Genomic DNA, 16,695 nt, shown 5'->3' on the forward strand with positions numbered 1-16,695 from the left:
AGGGAAAGTGGGTCTCGACCCGCTTCGCGGGTTCGCTTCGCTCACCCGCTGCGCTCGCTCGACCTCTTCGCGTTATGACCTGCGACTTCGTCGCAGGTCATAGGCTCAGACCTTCTCGATCTGGTTGAACGAGAGCTCGACCGGGGTCTCGCGGCCGAAGATCTCGACGAGCGCCTTGACGCGCTGGGACTCGGCGTTGAGCTCGGTGATGGTCGCGTGCAGCGTGGCGAAGGGACCGTCGACGACGGTGACCGAGTCGCCCTCGGCGAAGTCGACGACCTCGACGGGCTTCTTGGCGGTGGTCGCGGAGCCGCCGGTGGAGGACGCGGCCTCACCAGCTGCGGCAGCCTCGGCCTCGGCCTGGGCGACGACGGCCGGAGCGAGCATGTTCTCGACCTCGGTCATCGACAGCGGCACCGGCTGGTGGCTGTGGCCGACGAAGCCGGTGACCGACGGGGTGTGGCGTACGGCGGACCAGGACTCGTCGGTGAGGTCCATCCGGACCAGGACGTAACCCGGGAGAACGGTGCGCTTGACCATCTTGCGCTGGCCGTTCTTGATCTCCGGGACCTCCTCGGTGGGGACCACGATCTCGTGGATGTAGTCCTCCATGTTGAGGGAGACGATGCGGTTCTCCAGGTTGGACTTCACCCGGTTCTCCATGCCGGAGTAGGTGTGGATCACGAACCAGTCACCCGGCTTCGCCCACAGCTCCCGGCGGAACACCTCGAGCGGGTCGTCGTCAGCAGCCTCAGGGGTCTCGCCGTCGACGATCTCGTCGAAGGAAGCCTCGCCCTCGCCCTCGCCGGCGTCGTCGGACTCGCCCGACTCGTCAGCCTCTTCGAACTCAGCCTCTGCAGGCACGTCGGAGGCGGCCTCGGCCGTCTCGAGGACCTCGGTCTCCTCGGTGTAGTCCTGCTCAGACACGTCCTGCTCCAAACCGTTGATTGTGTGTATCGGGTGTGCTCCGCGGGCCGGGGCCCACGCGATCACGCGTCGCGGCCGCCGAACACCCAGAACATCAACTTGCCGAACCCGAGGTCAAGGCCCGCGACGATCGCCATCATGACCAGGACGAAGACCAGAACCACGATGAAGTACGTCGTGAGCTGCTGCTGCGTCGGCCAGACGACCTTGCGGAGCTCGGCCACGACCTGACGGTAGAACGTCGGGAGACTGGTGCGCTTCTCCGTCTTCTTGTCGTTCGGAGTCGGGACTGCCTTGCTGTCCGTCACGCCGCCACCTTCTCTCGAAAACGTTTCCATCGCTGGTCCGGCTTTGCAGGGCACGAGGGACTTGAACCCCCAACCTTCGGTTTTGGAGACCGATGCTCTGCCAGTTGAGCTAGTGCCCTACGGAGGTCTGCATCAGCGGCGCGGTTGAGGGCGCAACTAACCATGTGGGAAGACCACCAACGGTGAGTCTACGCACGCGGCTCAGCACGTTCCAAACCGGGACCCCTTGACCCATAGGATTGCTGGCATGACCTCAGATCCCCGCCCCCTCGCCGAGCTCTCGCGCGAGGAACTCGAAGCGTTCGCAACGGAGCAGCGCACGGCGTACGACAGCCTGGTGGCCAAGGGCCTGAAGCTGGACCTGACCCGGGGCAAGCCCTCGGCCGACCAGCTCGACCTCTCCGACGGCCTGCTCCAGCTCCCGAAGTCGACGACGGCCCCGGACGGCACGGACACGCGCAACTACGGCGGCCTGGCCGGCGGCATCGAGATCCGCGAGATCTACGCCGAGCTGCTCGGCCTGGAGACCGGCCAGCTCATCGCCGGCGGCAACTCGAGCCTCACCATGATGCGCGACACGCTGATGTACCTGTGGCTCCACGGCGGCGTCGACAGCGAGCGTCCGTGGGGTCGCGAGGAGACCGTGAAGTTCGTCTGCCCGGTGCCGGGCTACGACCGCCACTTCACGCTGCTGGAATGGTTCGGGATCGAGATGGTGACCGTGCCGATGGGCGCCGACGGCCCCGACGCCGAGGCCATCGCCGCTCTGGTCAAGGACGACCCCGCGATCAAGGGCATGTGGCTGGTCCCGACCTACGCCAACCCGACCGGCGACACCACGGCGCAGGAGATCGCCGAGCGGCTCGCCTCGATGCCGACCGCGGCTCCCGACTTCAAGATCTTCTGGGACAACGCCTACGCGCTGCACCACCTGACCCCGGCCGAGACCAAGACCGCCGACATCGTGTCGCTGGCCAACGCCGCCGGCAACCCGCACCGTCCGCTGGTCTTCGCCTCGACCTCCAAGGTCACCTACGCCGGCGCGGGCGTCGGATTCTTCGGCGGGTCGAAGGAGAACGTCGCCTGGTGGCTCGGCCACCTGAGCCACGGCGCGATCGGCCCGGACAAGGTCAACCACCTGCGGCACGCGGAGTTCTTCGGCTCGGCAGCCGGTGTCCGCGAGCACATGGCCAAGCACCGCGAGCTGCTCGCGCCGCGGTTCGCGGCCGTCGAGGACGCGCTCACCGACGAGCTCGGCGCGCTCGGCGTCGCGACCTGGACCAAGCCCGCCGGTGGCTACTTCGTCAGCCTCGACGTGCTCCCCGGCACCGCGACCCGGGTGATCGAGCTGGCCAAGGGGGCCGGCGTCGCCCTGACCCCGGCCGGTTCAGCCTTCCCCGGCAAGGTCGACCCGGAGGACACCAACATCCGGCTGGCGCCGTCGTTCCCGCCGTTGGAGCAGGTCAGCGGGGCCATGGAGGTCGTCACCGTATGTGTGAAGCTGGCCGCTGCGGAGAAGCTGCTCGCGTGACTTCTGTTGAGGCCCGCCGCGACCTACGTACGCTGCCGAAGGCGCATCTGCACCTGCACTTCACGGGTGCGATGCGCCATCAGACCCTGCTCGAGCTGGCCACCCGTGACGGGATCAGGCTGCCCGAGCAGCTGGTCGCGGACTGGCCGCCGACGCTGAGCGCGGCCGACGAGAAGGGCTGGTTCCGGTTCCAGCGGCTCTATGACGTGGCGCGCTCGGTGCTGCGCACCGAGGCCGACATCCGGCGGCTCGTCATGGAGGTCGCCGAGGACGACGTACGCGACGGCGGCAGGTGGCTCGAGATCCAGGTCGACCCGTCGGGCTATGCGGCGAAGTTCGGCGGGATCACCGCCTTCACCGACCTGGTCCTCTCGGCCGTCGCCGACGCCGAGCGGGCGACGGGGCTCGGGATCGCGGTGATCATCGCCTCCAACCGCACCCGGCACCCGATGGACGCGCGCACGCTGGCCCGCCTGGCCGGACAGTACGTCGGCCACGGCGTGGTCGGCTTCGGGCTCTCCAACGACGAGCGGCGCGGGCGCACCGAGGAGTTCGACCACGCCTTCCGGATCGCCGAGCGAGCCGGCCTGCGGCTGATGCCCCACGGCGGCGAGCTGCGCGGGCCCGAGCACATCCGCACCGTGCTGGGGTCGCTGCACGCGACCCGGCTGGGTCACGGCGTACGCGCTGCCGAGGATCCGGCGCTGCTCGACGAGATCGTGCGCGCGGGCGTCGCACTGGAGGTCTGCCCGACCTCCAACGTGTCGCTCGGCGTCTACTCCGACCTCACCTCGGTGCCGCTGCCGCAGCTGCTCGACGCCGGCGCGACCGTCGCGCTGGGCGCTGATGACCCGCTGCTGTTCGGGTCCCGGCTGGCGGCGCAGTACGCCACGATGCGGGCCGCCCACGAGCTCACCGACGAGACCCTCGCCGACCTGGCGCGGATGTCGGTGACCGCCTCGACCGCGCCCGAGTCGACCAAGAAGGGTCTGCTCGCAGAGATCGACGACTGGCTCAACGCGCCCTCGCAGCCCACGGACTGACCGAGTTAAGACAGAATGTCGGACATGACGAACCCGTCCGACGATCAGTCCGATCCCAACAACCCGGCCGACGGCTCCACTCCGCCGCCGCCGAGCCCGTCCGAGCCGGGCCAGCCGACGTACGGCCAGACCTACGGTGAGCAGTCGTCCAACCCCTACGGCGGCGCGACCTACGACCAGAAGCCGCCGGCGGCCGGTTACGGACAGACTCCTCCGCCGCCCGCCTACGGCGGTCAGCCGAACTACGGTGGTCAGCCGGGCTACGGTCAGGCGCCCTACGGCGCTCCGGCCGGGTACCCCGGCCCGGTCGGCACCCCGGACTCGGGGGCGACCACGTCGATGGTCCTGGGCATCATCGGGCTCGTCGGGTTGTTCATCTGCGGACTCCCGATCGTCCTCTCGCCATTCGCCCTGTTCCTGGGTCTGAGCGCCAAGAAGCGGATCGACGCTTCGGCCGGTGCACTGACCGGCCGCGGCAACGCACAGGCGGGCTTCATCCTCGGCATCATCGGCACCGTCCTGCTGATCCTGAGCATCCTGCTGATCATCGTCATCATCATCATCGGGGTCAACGGCGGGTTCGACTCGGGCTATGACAGCGGCTACGAGCCGTACGACAGCGAGTTCTGAGAGATGACGAGCACGCCCCCACCCGGCTACCAGCCTCCCCCCGCGCCCTACGGCTTCCCGCAGCCTCCGCCCCACCCCGAGGCGAACTCGGCGATGGTCTTCGGGATCGTCGGCCTGTGCCTGTCGGTCATGTGCGGCGGGATCGGCGTCTTCATCGCCCCGTTCGGCTGGATCAAGGGCAAGCGGGTGATGGCCGAGATCGACGCCAACCCGGCGGCCTACAGCGGTCGTGGCAACGCTCAGGCCGGGTTCATCACCGGTCTCATCGGGACCATCTTCGGAGCGCTCTACCTGCTCTTCATGATCGTCTACGTCGTCTTCATCATCGTGATGATCGTCGTCGCCGCCAACGAGAGCGACGTGACCGCGTTCGACAGCGTCAACGCGATCCTGAGCAGCCGAACCTGACGGATGGACTGCGGTTATTTCACCTCCGGCGCCTGTCGCTCCTGCCGCTGGCTGGAGATGTCGTACGCCGAGCAGCTCGCGCAGAAGCAGCGACGGGTCGCCACGGCGCTCGAGTCGGTCGGGCTCGGCGAGGAACGTTGGCAGGAACCGGTCTCCAGTCCGGAGGCCGGTTTCCGCAACAAGGCGAAGATGGTCGTCGCCGGCTCGGTGGAGGCGCCGACGCTGGGGATCCTGTCCCAGGACGGTCTCGGTGTCGACCTGCTCGCCTGCGGGCTCCACACACCTGGGCTGCAGGCCGCGCTGCCGGTCCTGTCCCGGTTCGTCACGACCGCGCGGCTCACGCCCTACTCGGTCCCGGAGCGGCGCGGCGAGCTCAAGCACGTGATCGTCACCGAGGCGCCCGGCGGTGAGCTGATGGTGCGCTGGGTGCTGCGCTCCACCGAGGCGCTGTCCCGGCTGCGCAAGCACCTTCCGGCGCTGCTGGACGAGCTCCCGGTCGGCGTCGCCTCGGTGAACATCCAGCCGGAGCACAAGGCCGTGATCGAGGGCCCCGAGGAGATCTTCCTGACCGCTCGTGAGGCGCTGACGATGGACGTCAACGGGATCGGCCTGCGACTGCGTCCGCACTCGTTCTTCCAGACCAACACCGCCGTCGCGGCCGCGCTCTACCGCCATGCCCGCGACCTGGTCTCCTCGGTGTCGCCGGGTTCGGTGTGGGACCTCTACTGCGGCGTCGGCGGCTTCGGCCTGCACGTCGCCGCGCCCGGCCGTGAGGTGCTCGGCGTCGAGGCCAGCGAGCAGGCCATCGAAGCCGCCGCCTCGACCGCCGCCGAGCTGGGCCTGCCCGGCACCAGCTGGGTGGCCGGGGACGCCGCTGCGTACGCCGTCTCCTCCGCCTCCGCCCCCGACCTGGTCATCGTCAACCCGCCGCGGCGCGGGATCGGCGGCGCGCTCGCGGGATGGCTGGAGCAGTCAGGCGTAGAGCACGTCGTCTACTCCTCGTGCAACGTCGACACCCTCGCCCGCGACCTGCGCGACATGCCCTCGTTGCGACCGGTCTCAGCGCGACTGCTCGACATGTTCCCCAACACCGATCACCACGAGGTCCTCGTCCTCCTGAACCGAACCTGACGCCGACTCGACGCCTCACCGTGGGACATTTGCGCCGACTCGGCGGGGTCTGGTCAGGGTCAGCGCGCCGAGGACGAGGGCGGCGAGACCGAGGAGGATCGCCAGCCCGCCGCCGACCACGCCGTTGCCGGTGCCGGGTCCGCCGTCGGCCACGAACAGGTTGACGATGCCGACGACCAAGGCGATCGCCCCGCAGACGAGCGCCACGAAGGCGCCGTTTCGGCCGCGGTTGCCGGCGCCGCGTACGGCCCAGGTCAGCGCCGCTGCGCCGGCCACCGCTCCGGCGAGGCCGACGAACGCGGCCAGCGTCGCCCACAGCCGGCCGGTGGTCAGTGTGTAGGCGCCGACGTCTGGGGCGGCGGCGCTGATGAGCACGTCATTGAGGAACATGGAGGACTCCTTCGTTCGAGGTCGATCTGATGACTCGATCGTCCCGTCGGCGCACGCCGGAGTCGTCCTGCGTATGTGGACTCTTCGGCGCCGTCGCTACTGCGTTCGTGGTAGCCGGAAGTCCTACGCCAGACGGACTCGCGGGCGGCGCCGCGGGCATATCCTGCTCGCATGGCCAGGCGGCGGATCACGGTCGGGGACTGGGTCATCGCCGCCGGTGTGGCCGTGGCCCAGCTGGCTGCTGCGCTGAGCGGCGATCGACCCGGTTCCGGCCTCGAGCTTCTCGGCTACACCGCCCTGGTCGCGAGCGGTCTGGTGCTGGTCTTCCGGCGCCGGACGCCGGTCGCCGTGCTGGTCACCTGCGGCGCGTGCGGGCTGGCCTTTCAGGCACTCGGGTTCGATGTCGCGGTGATCGCGTTCCTGGTCGCGGTCTACGCGGCCGTGCGGGAAGGGCATCGGCTGGTCACCCTGCTGGCGGCGGTGGTGATGCAGAGCGGGCTGTTCCTGGTCGCGTACGCCTCCGTGGGCGACGTCCGCGCCGCCTCCGAGCAGGCGCGCGCGGCCCTGGAGATCGCCTGGCTGATCGCGGCAGGCGCCGCCGGAGAGGCCCTCAGGCAGGCCGAGAGGCGCGCCGACGAGGCCGAGCGCACCCGGGAGGCCACCGCCCAGCGTCGGGCCGACGACGAGCGGCTTCACATCGCTCGCGAGCTGCACGACTCCCTCACCCACCAGATCTCGGTCATCAAGGTCCAGTCCGAGGCCGCCGTCCATGTGGCGCAGCGGCGCGGCGAGGAGGTGCCGGAGTCACTGCTGGCGATCCGGGAGGCCGGCCGCGAGGCGGCCCGTGAGCTGCGAGCGACGCTGACGGCGCTACGTGACGACGATCCGAACCCGCCGCGCGGGCTCGAGGACGTACGCGACCTGGTGGGATCCGCCGGCTCCACCGGGCTGGACGTCACGCTGACCGTCGACGGGCAGCCCGGCACTGTATCGGTCGCCGTCAGCCGCACCGCCTACCGGATCGTCCAGGAAGCGCTCACCAACGTGACCCGCCACGCCGCAGCGACCACCGCGTCGGTCCACATCGACCACCGACCCGACTCCCTCGGGATCCGGGTCGAGGACAACGGCACCGGCGTCCCGGACACGACCGTGCCCGGCGTCGGGTTGCTCGGGATGCGGGAGCGGGTCTCCGCCCTCGGAGGTCAGCTGCGGGCTCAGCCCCGCGAGGAGGGCGGTTTCTTGGTCGAGGCACGACTGCCGGTGGAGCGTACGCCGTGATCCGGGTGCTCCTGGTCGACGACCAGCCGCTCATCCGCAGCGGTTTCCGGGCGCTTCTCGACATCGAGGACGACATCGAGGTCGTCGCCGAGGCCGCCGACGGCGTCGAGGCGGTGGCGCTCGCCCGCGAGCACCTGCCCGATGTGGCGATGGTCGACATCCAGATGCCGGTTGCCGACGGTCTCGAGGCAACCAGGCGGATCGCCGCCGACCCGGCGCTGGCCGGTGTGCACGTCGTGATCCTGACCAACTACGGCATGGAAGAGTACGTTCTCGAAGCCCTCCGCGCCGGTGCTGCCGGGTTCCTCGTCAAGGACATCCAGCCGGAGGACTTCGTGCACGCCGTGCGGGTCGCCGCACGAGGGGACGCGCTGCTGGCGCCGACGGTGACCCGCACGCTGATCGACCACTACGTCAGCCAGCCTTCCCCTGCCGACGCTTCCCCGGGGCTCGCCGAGCTCACCAACCGGGAGCGCGAGGCGGTCACCCTGGTCGCCCGGGGCCTGACCAACGACCAGATCGCCGAGACCATGGTGATCAGCGTGCTGACCGCCAAGACCCACATCAACCGGGCGATGACCAAGCTGCACGCGCGCGACCGCGCCCAGCTCGTCGTCGTGGCCTACGAGTCGGGGCTGGTATCCGCTAGAGGGCCACGCCGAGCATGACGGGCTCGTTGACGAGCATGATCCCGTACGCCGCCTCGACCCCGTCACGCACCTCTCTCGCGAGGACGAGCAGGTCCTCGGTCGTGCCCTCGCCGCGGTTGGTGAGGGCGAGGGTGTGCTTCGTGGAGAGGGAGACGCGGCCGGCCAGGCCTTCGGGCGTGTGGCCCTTCTTGAACCCGGCGTGGTCGATGAGCCATGCGGCGGAGGTCTTGACGGTGCCGTCGGGCTGCGGATAGGCCGGAGCGCTCTCCGGCACATCCTCCGGTGCGACGACGGGGTTGGTGAAGAACGAGCCCGCCGACCAGGTGTCGTGGTCGGCCTCGTCGATGACCATGCCCTTGCTGCTCCGCAGGCTCAGGACGGCCTCACGGATCTGCTTGGACGGCACCCGGGTGCCGTGCTCGACGCCGAGGGCGCCGGCGAGCTGGGCGTACGCGATCGGGGAGCCGGTCTCGCCGTCCGTACCGAGCCGGAAGGTGACCTCGAGGACCACGTAGCGACCGGGAACGGCCTTGAACCGCGACCAGCGGTAGCCGAACCCGCACTCCTCGGCGGTGAAGCTCCGCACCTCGCGGCGTTCGCGGTCGAACGCCTTGACCGAGGTGATGGTCTGGGAGACGTCCTGGCCGTAGGCGCCCACGTTCTGGATCGGGGTGGCGCCGACGCTGCCGGGGATGCCGGAGAGCGCCTCGACACCGCTCCAGCCCTTGTCGACGGCGGTCGACACGAAGTCGTCCCAGGTCTCGCCCGCCGCTACCGTGACGAGTAAGCCGCCCTCGACCGTCTCCACCGACACGCCCGTGGTCGCCAGCTTGACGACGGTGCCCGGGAAACCCGCGTCGGCGACGACCAGGTTGCTGCCGCCGCCGAGGACGAGCACGTCCTTGCCGGCCGCCTCGGCCGCGGTCACGGCCTCGATGATCTCCGTCTCGGTGGTCGCGGTGACGAACTCCGCCGCCGGGCCGCCGAGGTGGAAGGTGGTGTGCCGGGCCAGGGGCTCAGACAGGGGCTCAGACACGTACGGAGACCTTCGGCATGCCGAGCACCTTCTGAGAATCCCCGGTGGTCGAGCCTGTCGAGACCACGGTGAGGGCGATCGTCGCCAGTCCGTCCTCGACCGACTTCACTGTGCCGCTGACCGTCACCGAGGTGCCCTCGTCGTCGTCGGGTACGACGACCGGGTTGGTGAACTTGGCACCGAAGTCGACGACCTCGGCACCACCGGTCCACTCCGAGACCGCTCGGGCGACCAGAGCCATGGTGAACATCCCATGGGCGATCACCCCGGGGAGGCCGACGGCGGTGGCGATCCGGTCGGACCAGTGGATCGGGTTGAAGTCACCGCTCGCACCGGCGTAGCGAACCAGCGAAGCCCGGGTCACGGGGTAGGTCTTCGGGGCCAACTCGGCGCCGACCTCCAGCACGGTGTCGGACATCAGGCGACCTCCGCCGCTCGGTGGACCAGGGTGGCCGAGGTCGTGCATACGACCGCGCCGGACTCGTCGGTGATCTCGGAGACGGTGCCGATGATGTCGTTGCCGCCGATCTGACGCAGCGAGGCGACGCTCAGGGTCGCGGTCAGCTCGTCCCCCGGGGCGATCGGCCGGACGTAGGAGAACTTCTGCTCACCGTGCACGATCCGCGACAGCTCCACCTCGACATCGTCCAGGAAGGCGTTCATCGCGTCGAAGGCGAGCACGATCGGGAACGTCGCCGGGACCCGGTCTCCGCTCTCCCAGCTCATCCCTGTGGCGGCAGCGAACTCCCGCACCTTCTCGTCGGTGACCCGATAGGGCCTGGTCGGAGGAAACGCGCGCCCTACGAGCGACCCATCAACTGCCATGCGTACAACTCTAGTGGTCCGCCGAGAAGTCGCCCCCGTCGAGTGACGCTTCGGCGAAATGACGAACGCCCCGCCTCCCGAAGTGCGGGAGCGGGGCGTTCGGAGCGCTGATCAGCGTCGCGCTCTGCTTTTAAGTGAGCACAGCCTATGAAGACAGACTTCAGCGGGTCTCGCGGTGAGCCCGGTGGCAACGGCACCGCGGGCAGTACTTGTTGAGCTCGATACGGTCGGGGTCGTTCCGACGGTTCTTCTTCGAGATGTAGTTCCGCTCCTTGCACTCGGTGCAAGCGAGGGTGATCTTCGGACGAACGTCGCTGCTCTTGCTGGCCACAGGAGTTTCCTTACGGTGCTGATCGAGGTGTTGCGGTCTTTGGCGGTAGCGGGGGCGGGGATCGAACCCGCGACCTCACGATTATGAGTCGTGCGCTCTAACCGCCTGAGCTACCCCGCCTCAACAGGAATCAGGCCCGCAACATTCCTGCTGCGGGACCCGAACTCCAGAGCCCCTTTACGGAATCGAACCGTAGACCTTCTCCTTACCATGGAGACGCTCTGCCGACTGAGCTAAAGGGGCGTTGCGTGAGAGAACATTACGGCAGGGGCGCCACGCTCACAAATCGAGGCGATCCTTCCGCGGATCACCCACATCATCGCAGGTCAGCGGGGTCCTCGGCGAATCCGCCGGGCTCCCAGATGCGCGCGAAACCCATCGCCTCCTCGAGCTCGTAGGAGAGCTCGAGCAGCATCCGCTCCTGCCCCGGTGCCGCCCCGAACATCATCCCCTGCGGCAACCCGGCCAACGTCTGCTGAACCGGCAGCGACACCGCCGGCCCACCGATGACGTTCTGCCACGGCGTGAACGCGACCCAGTCCATCAGCCGTTCCATCACCACCTCGTAGGCCTGGCTCGGTGCCAGCCGTCCGAGCTCCGGTGTCTGGTAGGCGACCGTGGGTGTCAGGACCACGTCGTACGCGGCGTGGAAGCCCTCCGCGATCGCCTGCGCTCTCCGCAGCCGGACGATGGCGGCCGGGACGTACTTCGCGTTCTTCAGGGTGTGCTGGGCCAGGCCGACGGTGAGGTTGTCGAGGCGTTGGCGGTCCCAGGTCTTGCCGCGGAGCGGCCCGGCGTTGACCAGGGCGACCGCAAGGGTTCCCCAGTAGAGGACGAAGTCGTCGGCGAAGGTCGCGGGCACCGGCGCGGGCACGCTCTCGACGGTGTGGCCGAGCTCTTCCAGCACCGCCGCGGTCTTGAGCGTCAGCTCGGTGACCTCGGGGCTGGCCTCGCGCCCGAGCGCGCCCGTGAAGATGGCGCAGCGGAGCCGTTTCGTCCCTGGACCGGTGACGTCCCCGATCGGCGGCAGTGAGGTGTGGTGAGCCTTCTCGGCCTCCCGGAAGAAGGCGGCGGTGTCGCGCACCGACCGGGTCAGGACCCCGTCGGTGACGATCTTGAGCGGCACCAGCCCGTAGAGCGGGTCCTGCGGCAGCCGGTCGCGGGTCGGCTTGAGCCCGACCAGCCCGCAGGCCCCGGCCGGGATCCGGATCGACCCACCGCCGTCGTTGCCGTGAGCGAGCGGCACGGCCCCGGCAGCGACCAACGCACCCGAGCCGGCCGACGACGCGCCCGCCACGCGGCCGGTGTCCCACGGGTTGCGCACCGCGCCGAGCCGCGCGTGCTCGGCGGTGCCCGAGAAGCCGAACTCCGAGAGCTGGGTCTTTCCCAGCGACAGCAGCCCGAGCTTGAAGAGCAGCTTGGTCATCTCGCCGTTGCGTGAGGCAGGCGGCATGACGTAGGAGTCCGTGCCGTTCCTGGTCGGCACCCCGGCGACGTCGGTGTTGTCCTTGATCAGGGTGGGCACGCCCGCGAAGAAGCCTGCCCTCGGCGCACGCGCCTGGACCCTGGCCCGGTCGAAGGTCCGGTACGCCATCGCGCCGAGGTGGGGGTCGACGGCCTCGATCCGCGCGATGGCCGCCTCGACGGCCTCCGCGGTGCTGAAGTCACCGCGCCGCAACGCCTCGGCGACCCCGACCGCGTCGAGAGTGCCGAGTACGTCGTCGGTGAAGGCGTGCACACGGGCCATGAGATCTACGTTAGAGGCTCCCCGGGCAGAGGCCGGGCCCAAGCCAACCGGCTCAGAGCAGCAAGTACGCCACCAGCGGGACCAGCAGACACGTGACCACCGCGGTGAGTCCCATCGCCAGCCCCGAGAAGGCGCCTTCGACGCGGCTCTCCTCCAGCATCCGCGCGGTGCCGATGCCATGGGATACCGCACCGACCGCGATGCCGCGGGCCCGCGGATCCCGAATCCCCAGCAGGTTCAGGAGGCGGGGCGCGACCATCGCCCCGACGATGCCGACCACGATCGCGAAGGCCGCCGACAGCTCCGGGTAGCCGCCCAGCCGTTCGGTCAGCGCGATCGTCACCGGAGCGGTGACGGCCTTGGTCGCAATCGTTCGCTCCAGCACATCGCTGCCACCGAGCCAACGCACCAGCAGGATGCCGCTGACCATCGACACGACCGCGCCGGCGGTCAGCGCGACCAGGACCGGGACCACCATCCCCTTCAGCCGCGCGGCCTGGTGGTAGAGCGGGATCGCCAACGCCACCGTCGCCGGTCCGAGCAGGAAGCTGATCAACGTCGTCGCGTCGGCGTAGTCGTCGTACGTCGTGCCGCTGAGCGCCAGCAGCGCCCCGACGATCACGATCGCGACCGCGACCGGTTGGGCCAGCGGCGAGTGGGTCCGTCTGCGCAGCCACCGCCCGAGCTCGTACGCAGCCACCGTCACGAACAGCCACAGGACGATGCTCATTCGATCTCCTCCCCCGGAGCGCCCTGGGTGCCGGCGACCTCGGGCACCCGGCGGAGGAACAGCCCGAGGACCCAGCCCACGGTGGCCAGCCCGAGCAGCCAGGAGCCGAGCAGCGCGACGACGATCGGCAGCGCGGCGTCGCGGATGATCGCAAGGTAGGCGATGACTCCGACCCCGGCCGGGATGAAGAAGAGCTGCAGGTGGGAGAGGAAGTAGTCGCCGACCTGGATGATCGGGTCGTCCTCGCCGTCACGGCGACGCAGGACCAGGACGAGGAACAGCAGCAGCATCCCCACCACAGGCCCGGGCAGCGGGATCCCGGTCAGCTCGACGATCGCGGTTCCGGCCAGCTGGCATCCAAGCAGCCAGAGGAGGCCGACGATCATTGCGTGGACAGAGACTCGATCGCCATCGCGGCGCAGCCGACCAGGCCCGAGGAGTCGCCGTGCAGCTGGGCCATGAAGGTGAGCTCGCGAGTGGCGATCGGGTTGGCGCGGGAGTAGACGCTCTCGCGAACCCCGGCGGTGTAGAGATCGAAGGCGCCAGCCATGTCACCGCCGATGACGACGACCTCCGGGTTGAGCAGGTTGACGGCGGTGGCGACGACCTCACCGAGCTGTCGGCCACCCTCGCGCAGCAGCCCGCGCGCCACGGCGTCGCCGGCGAGCGCGGCGGCCACCAGATCGCGTACGTGACCCGCGGGGACGCCGGAGTCGGTCAGCCGCTGAGCGAGCGCCCAGCCGGAGGCGACCGTCTCCAGGCAGCCGGTCGAGCCGCAGCGGCAGGGCCGGTCTCCGGCCGCGTCGATACGGGTGTGGCCGATCTCGCCGGCCGCTCCGAGGGCGCCGGTGACCACCTTGCCGTCGGTGATGATCCCCATGCCGAGGCCGGTCGATGCCTTGACGACCAGGGCGTTGCGTACGGGATGGTCGGAGTTGAAGAGCTCCGAGCGCGCCAGCGCGTGCGCGTCGTGGGCGAGGATCAGGGGCGCGTCGGTCAGCGCGGTGAAGTAGGGCGCCAGCTGGACACCGTCCCAGCCGCCCATCGCCGGGGTGTCGATGCTCATCCCGAGGTCGGGGTTGACCACGCCGGGCAGGCTCATCCCGATCGCCAGCACCGGCAGGTCGATCGAGGTCACCATCTTGGTCATCCGTTCGACGACCTCCGGCATCAGCGCCTCGGCGGAGATGCCGACCTCGTGGTCTCGGGTGTCGCCGGCCAGCTCGCGCCCGGCGAGGTCGAAGACCGCGGCCTGGCTGCGGCTACGGCCCACCGCCACCGCCAGCACGACTCCTGGGTCTGAGGATTCGTCGCTCACGACTGCAGTCTAAGCACGGGTCAGGACGCGGGCTTGGACGCCACCTAGGACCGCGAGCGGAGGCGCGCGTTGGGAAGCGGAGGTGCGGGGATCGGCTTCTGGTGGTTGCCCTCGACCACTCCGAAGCGCCCAGCGCCCACCTCCTGCGAGTCCTCGACCAGCTCGCCACCACGGATGATCTGCTCCTGCCACTCCTGGCGGTAGGCGACGACCTCGTCGTGGGTGCGGCCGACGAAGTTCCACCACATGATGATCGACTCTCCGAACGGCGGACCGCCGAGGAGGAGCAACCTGGTCCAGGCCTCGCCGGCCTGCAGGATCAGCGTCGTGGCGCCCGGAGGGGCGTAGGCGAGGGAGTCCTTCTCCACGTCGGCCGAGGCCGGACCGGACGGGCCGACACCGGTCATCGACACCTCGCCGGTGTCCACCAGCACACCGTGCTCGAACCGGTCGTCGACCGCGATCTCGAGCCGGGTGCCGGGCTCGAGCAGGATCTCGGCGCCGAGGATCTCGGAGTAGGTCCGCACCGGCGACGTCGCGCCCAGCAGCGACCCCATGAAGACCCGGACCGTCGCGCCCTCACGCTCGATCGGCGTCGGGCGGTGGTTCTCGAACGCCGGCTCGACGTCGCGGAACTCCTCGGGGAGGGCGACCCACAGCTGCGCCCCGTGGAGGACGGTGGTCTCGACCGTCGAGTTCTCCGAGTGGGAGATCCCGCGTCCGGAGGTCATCAGGTTGACCTCGCCCGGGCGCACCATCCCCACCGTTCCGACCGAGTCGCGGTGCTCGATCTCGCCGGTGAACAGCCAGGAGACCGTCGCCAGGCCGGTGTGGGGGTGCGGCGGCACCTCCATTCCCCCGGAGACGACGACATCGTCCGGACCGAAGTGGTCCAGGAAGCACCAGGCGCCGATCAGCGAGCGCGCGCGGGCGGGGAGGGTGCGGCGTACGTTCATCGCGCGTGGTCCACCCAGGGGCACGTCTCGCGGCGTGATGATCTGGATCTCGACGCCTTCGTCGCCGTTCCCGCCGACACACTCGACGGGGGTGGGGTGCGCGTCCAGGTTCGTCATGGCTCAACGCTACTCCCGAAGAGATCGCCTCGAGCCAAGACGTCACCCCGCCATGCCGGCGTCACATCGAGGTCGCCGAGGGGCTACCTCGATGCCACACGATGGGGCCGTGCTCATCGCTCAGCTCGCCAACTTCGTCGGCCCCACCTCCGGCGGGATGAAGACGGCTCTGGAGGCCCTCGCCCGCGGCTATGTCGGGGCAGGCCACGACCGGCTTCTGGTCGCCCCCGGCCCGTACGACGCGGTCACCTCGACCGACCTCGGGGACGTGGTGCAGCTCAGAGCACCACGTGTCGGCGGCGGCTACCGGCTGATCCTCGAGCCGTGGCGGGTGACCGACGTGCTGACCCGCTACCGCCCCACGAGCCTGGAGGTCAGCGACAAGCTGACGATGCTCCCGGCCTCCCGCTGGGCCCGACGCCACGGGATCGGGACGGTGCTCTTCTCCCACGAGCGCCTCGACGAGTACATGCCCACCTACACCGGCATGGACACCACCTCGAAGGTCTCCACCGCACTCCTGAACCGGATGCTGGTGCGCTCCTTCGACCAGGTGCTGGTGACCTCCGACTACGCCCGGCACGAGTTCGAACCGCTGGCCGCCACCGTCGACTGCCCGATCGCCCAGGTGCCGCTCGGTGTCGACCTGGACTTCTTCCCTCCCTCGCTCGGACACCGCGACGACACCCTGAGGCTCGTCCACGTCGGCAGGCTCTCCCGCGAGAAGTCGCCGGATCTCGCCGTCGCCACCGCGGTCGAGCTGCACCGCCGCGGATTCGACGTCCGGATGGACGTCTACGGCGACGGTCCGCACCGTGCCGAGATCGAGGCGATCGCCGCCGGTGCACCGGTCTTCTTCCACGGACACGTCGCCGACCGTCACCGCATCGGCCGAGCGCTCCGCGAGGCCGACGTGGCCCTCTCCGTGTGTCCCCGCGAGACCTTCGGGCTGGCGGTCCTGGAGGCCCTCGCCAGCGGTACGCCGGTGGTGACCGCCGACCGCGGCGGCGCCCGTGAGCTCGTCGACTCGAGGTGCGGGGCCTGGGCGCCCGCCAACCCGGCCGCGCTGGCCGACGCGGTCATCGATGTCGCCGAGCGACCGGTGGTGGCGACCCGCCGCGCCGCCCGCGAGCGGGCCGAGCAGTTCCCGTGGGCACGCACGGTCGAGGAGATGCTGGAGCTCCACGAGAGCCTCGCGCGGGAGACCACACCGACCTATCTCGTCGCGCGCTCGCGCCAGCGGCAGGCAGCCAGACGGACCCGGCGCTACGCCTGAACAGAACCGGGTCATCAGGGTGTCGGTCCACAATGTCTGTTGAGCAGTCGTTACTCTGCT

At 69.8% G+C, this 16,695-nt stretch carries 20 protein-coding genes and 3 tRNA genes; 8 read left to right on the forward strand and 15 right to left on the reverse strand.

Annotated features, from left to right (window positions below; genetic code table 11):
- Positions 1 to 105 precede the first annotated feature (105 nt).
- The 3 genes from nusG to ABZZ22_RS18740 form a co-directional block, all read right to left on the reverse strand.
- Positions 106 to 927, reverse strand: coding sequence for a transcription termination/antitermination protein NusG (gene nusG / locus ABZZ22_RS18730; RefSeq protein ID WP_354934052.1), 822 nt, complete (start codon positions 925 to 927; stop codon positions 106 to 108).
- 62 nt (positions 928 to 989) lie between these two features.
- The gene (gene secE, locus ABZZ22_RS18735) at positions 990 to 1,265 is read right to left on the reverse strand and encodes a preprotein translocase subunit SecE (protein WP_160025598.1); all 276 of its coding nucleotides are present in this window, start codon (positions 1,263 to 1,265) and stop codon (positions 990 to 992) included.
- Between the two features lie 16 nt (positions 1,266 to 1,281).
- Positions 1,282 to 1,354, reverse strand: a tRNA-Trp gene (locus tag ABZZ22_RS18740).
- A gap of 128 nt (positions 1,355 to 1,482) precedes the next feature.
- Between ABZZ22_RS18740 and ABZZ22_RS18745 the strand changes: the two genes are divergently transcribed.
- Genes ABZZ22_RS18745 through rlmC form a run of 5 tightly spaced genes read left to right on the forward strand, consistent with a single transcriptional unit; the run spans position 1,483 to position 5,978 of the window.
- The gene (locus ABZZ22_RS18745) at positions 1,483 to 2,766 is read left to right on the forward strand and encodes an aminotransferase class I/II-fold pyridoxal phosphate-dependent enzyme (RefSeq protein WP_354934055.1); all 1,284 of its coding nucleotides are present in this window, start codon (positions 1,483 to 1,485) and stop codon (positions 2,764 to 2,766) included.
- Positions 2,763 to 3,809 (forward strand): adenosine deaminase, encoded by a 1,047-nt coding sequence (locus tag ABZZ22_RS18750; RefSeq protein ID WP_354934058.1) that lies wholly within the window; start codon positions 2,763 to 2,765, stop codon positions 3,807 to 3,809. Before ABZZ22_RS18745 ends, ABZZ22_RS18750 begins: the two co-directional genes overlap by 4 nt.
- 24 nt (positions 3,810 to 3,833) lie before the next feature.
- The gene (locus tag ABZZ22_RS18755; protein ID WP_354934061.1) at positions 3,834 to 4,439 is read left to right on the forward strand and encodes a DUF4190 domain-containing protein; all 606 of its coding nucleotides are present in this window, start codon (positions 3,834 to 3,836) and stop codon (positions 4,437 to 4,439) included.
- Between the two features lie 3 nt (positions 4,440 to 4,442).
- Complete coding sequence (locus ABZZ22_RS18760; protein WP_354934064.1) at positions 4,443 to 4,847, forward strand: DUF4190 domain-containing protein; 405 nt, start codon at positions 4,443 to 4,445, stop codon at positions 4,845 to 4,847.
- Between the two features lie 3 nt (positions 4,848 to 4,850).
- Positions 4,851 to 5,978 carry a 23S rRNA (uracil(747)-C(5))-methyltransferase RlmC gene (gene rlmC, locus ABZZ22_RS18765; protein ID WP_354934066.1) on the forward strand — a complete coding sequence of 376 codons (1,128 nt, stop codon included), beginning with the start codon at positions 4,851 to 4,853 and terminating at the stop codon, positions 5,976 to 5,978.
- A gap of 15 nt (positions 5,979 to 5,993) precedes the next feature.
- Here the strand turns inward: rlmC and ABZZ22_RS18770 are convergent, their stop codons facing one another.
- Complete coding sequence (locus ABZZ22_RS18770) at positions 5,994 to 6,368, reverse strand: DUF6223 family protein (RefSeq protein WP_354934069.1); 375 nt, start codon at positions 6,366 to 6,368, stop codon at positions 5,994 to 5,996.
- A 171-nt stretch (positions 6,369 to 6,539) separates the two neighbouring features.
- Here ABZZ22_RS18770 and ABZZ22_RS18775 point away from each other — a divergent pair, with 171 nt between their 5' ends.
- Positions 6,540 to 7,649, forward strand: a complete 1,110-nt coding sequence (locus tag ABZZ22_RS18775; RefSeq protein ID WP_354934071.1) for a sensor histidine kinase — start codon at positions 6,540 to 6,542, stop codon at positions 7,647 to 7,649.
- Positions 7,646 to 8,317 (forward strand): response regulator transcription factor, encoded by a 672-nt coding sequence (locus ABZZ22_RS18780; protein ID WP_354934073.1) that lies wholly within the window; start codon positions 7,646 to 7,648, stop codon positions 8,315 to 8,317. The genes ABZZ22_RS18775 and ABZZ22_RS18780 overlap by 4 nt, the downstream gene beginning before the upstream one ends.
- Here ABZZ22_RS18780 and ABZZ22_RS18785 read toward each other — a convergent pair.
- The 11 genes from ABZZ22_RS18785 to ABZZ22_RS18835 all read right to left on the reverse strand — a co-directional run bounded on the left by ABZZ22_RS18785 (position 8,295) and on the right by ABZZ22_RS18835 (position 15,359).
- The gene (locus tag ABZZ22_RS18785; RefSeq protein WP_354934075.1) at positions 8,295 to 9,335 is read right to left on the reverse strand and encodes a UDP-N-acetylmuramate dehydrogenase; all 1,041 of its coding nucleotides are present in this window, start codon (positions 9,333 to 9,335) and stop codon (positions 8,295 to 8,297) included. The genes ABZZ22_RS18780 and ABZZ22_RS18785 overlap by 23 nt on opposite strands.
- Entirely contained in the window at positions 9,328 to 9,753 is a 426-nt protein-coding gene (locus ABZZ22_RS18790; protein ID WP_354934078.1) for a MaoC/PaaZ C-terminal domain-containing protein, read from the reverse strand. Before ABZZ22_RS18790 ends, ABZZ22_RS18785 begins: the two co-directional genes overlap by 8 nt.
- On the reverse strand, positions 9,753 to 10,160 hold the full coding sequence (locus tag ABZZ22_RS18795) for a MaoC family dehydratase N-terminal domain-containing protein (protein ID WP_354934081.1): 408 nt from the start codon (positions 10,158 to 10,160) through the stop codon (positions 9,753 to 9,755). The genes ABZZ22_RS18790 and ABZZ22_RS18795 overlap by 1 nt, the downstream gene beginning before the upstream one ends.
- A gap of 160 nt (positions 10,161 to 10,320) precedes the next feature.
- Positions 10,321 to 10,491: a 50S ribosomal protein L33 gene (gene rpmG / locus ABZZ22_RS18800; RefSeq protein ID WP_292648570.1), complete on the reverse strand. Its 171-nt coding sequence runs from the start codon at positions 10,489 to 10,491 to the stop codon at positions 10,321 to 10,323.
- Positions 10,492 to 10,537: 46 nt separating this feature from the next.
- Positions 10,538 to 10,611: transfer RNA gene (locus tag ABZZ22_RS18805), tRNA-Met, on the reverse strand.
- 50 nt (positions 10,612 to 10,661) lie between these two features.
- Positions 10,662 to 10,734, reverse strand: a tRNA-Thr gene (locus ABZZ22_RS18810).
- Positions 10,735 to 10,807: 73 nt separating this feature from the next.
- Positions 10,808 to 12,238, reverse strand: a complete 1,431-nt coding sequence (locus ABZZ22_RS18815; RefSeq protein ID WP_354934085.1) for an amidase — start codon at positions 12,236 to 12,238, stop codon at positions 10,808 to 10,810.
- A gap of 52 nt (positions 12,239 to 12,290) precedes the next feature.
- Positions 12,291 to 12,968, reverse strand: a complete 678-nt coding sequence (locus ABZZ22_RS18820) for an LrgB family protein (RefSeq protein WP_354934088.1) — start codon at positions 12,966 to 12,968, stop codon at positions 12,291 to 12,293.
- The gene (locus tag ABZZ22_RS18825) at positions 12,965 to 13,354 is read right to left on the reverse strand and encodes a CidA/LrgA family protein (RefSeq protein ID WP_354934091.1); all 390 of its coding nucleotides are present in this window, start codon (positions 13,352 to 13,354) and stop codon (positions 12,965 to 12,967) included. Before ABZZ22_RS18825 ends, ABZZ22_RS18820 begins: the two co-directional genes overlap by 4 nt.
- Positions 13,351 to 14,286, reverse strand: coding sequence for an ROK family protein (locus tag ABZZ22_RS18830; protein ID WP_354934094.1), 936 nt, complete (start codon positions 14,284 to 14,286; stop codon positions 13,351 to 13,353). The genes ABZZ22_RS18825 and ABZZ22_RS18830 overlap by 4 nt, the downstream gene beginning before the upstream one ends.
- 44 nt (positions 14,287 to 14,330) lie before the next feature.
- Positions 14,331 to 15,359: a pirin family protein gene (locus ABZZ22_RS18835; protein ID WP_354934097.1), complete on the reverse strand. Its 1,029-nt coding sequence runs from the start codon at positions 15,357 to 15,359 to the stop codon at positions 14,331 to 14,333.
- A 109-nt stretch (positions 15,360 to 15,468) separates the two neighbouring features.
- Here ABZZ22_RS18835 and ABZZ22_RS18840 point away from each other — a divergent pair, with 109 nt between their 5' ends.
- Positions 15,469 to 16,635: a glycosyltransferase gene (locus ABZZ22_RS18840; protein WP_354934100.1), complete on the forward strand. Its 1,167-nt coding sequence runs from the start codon at positions 15,469 to 15,471 to the stop codon at positions 16,633 to 16,635.
- Positions 16,636 to 16,695 lie beyond the last annotated feature (60 nt).

This window comes from Nocardioides sp. NPDC006273 (assembly GCF_040613495.1).
Taxonomy (GTDB): domain Bacteria; phylum Actinomycetota; class Actinomycetes; order Propionibacteriales; family Nocardioidaceae; genus Nocardioides.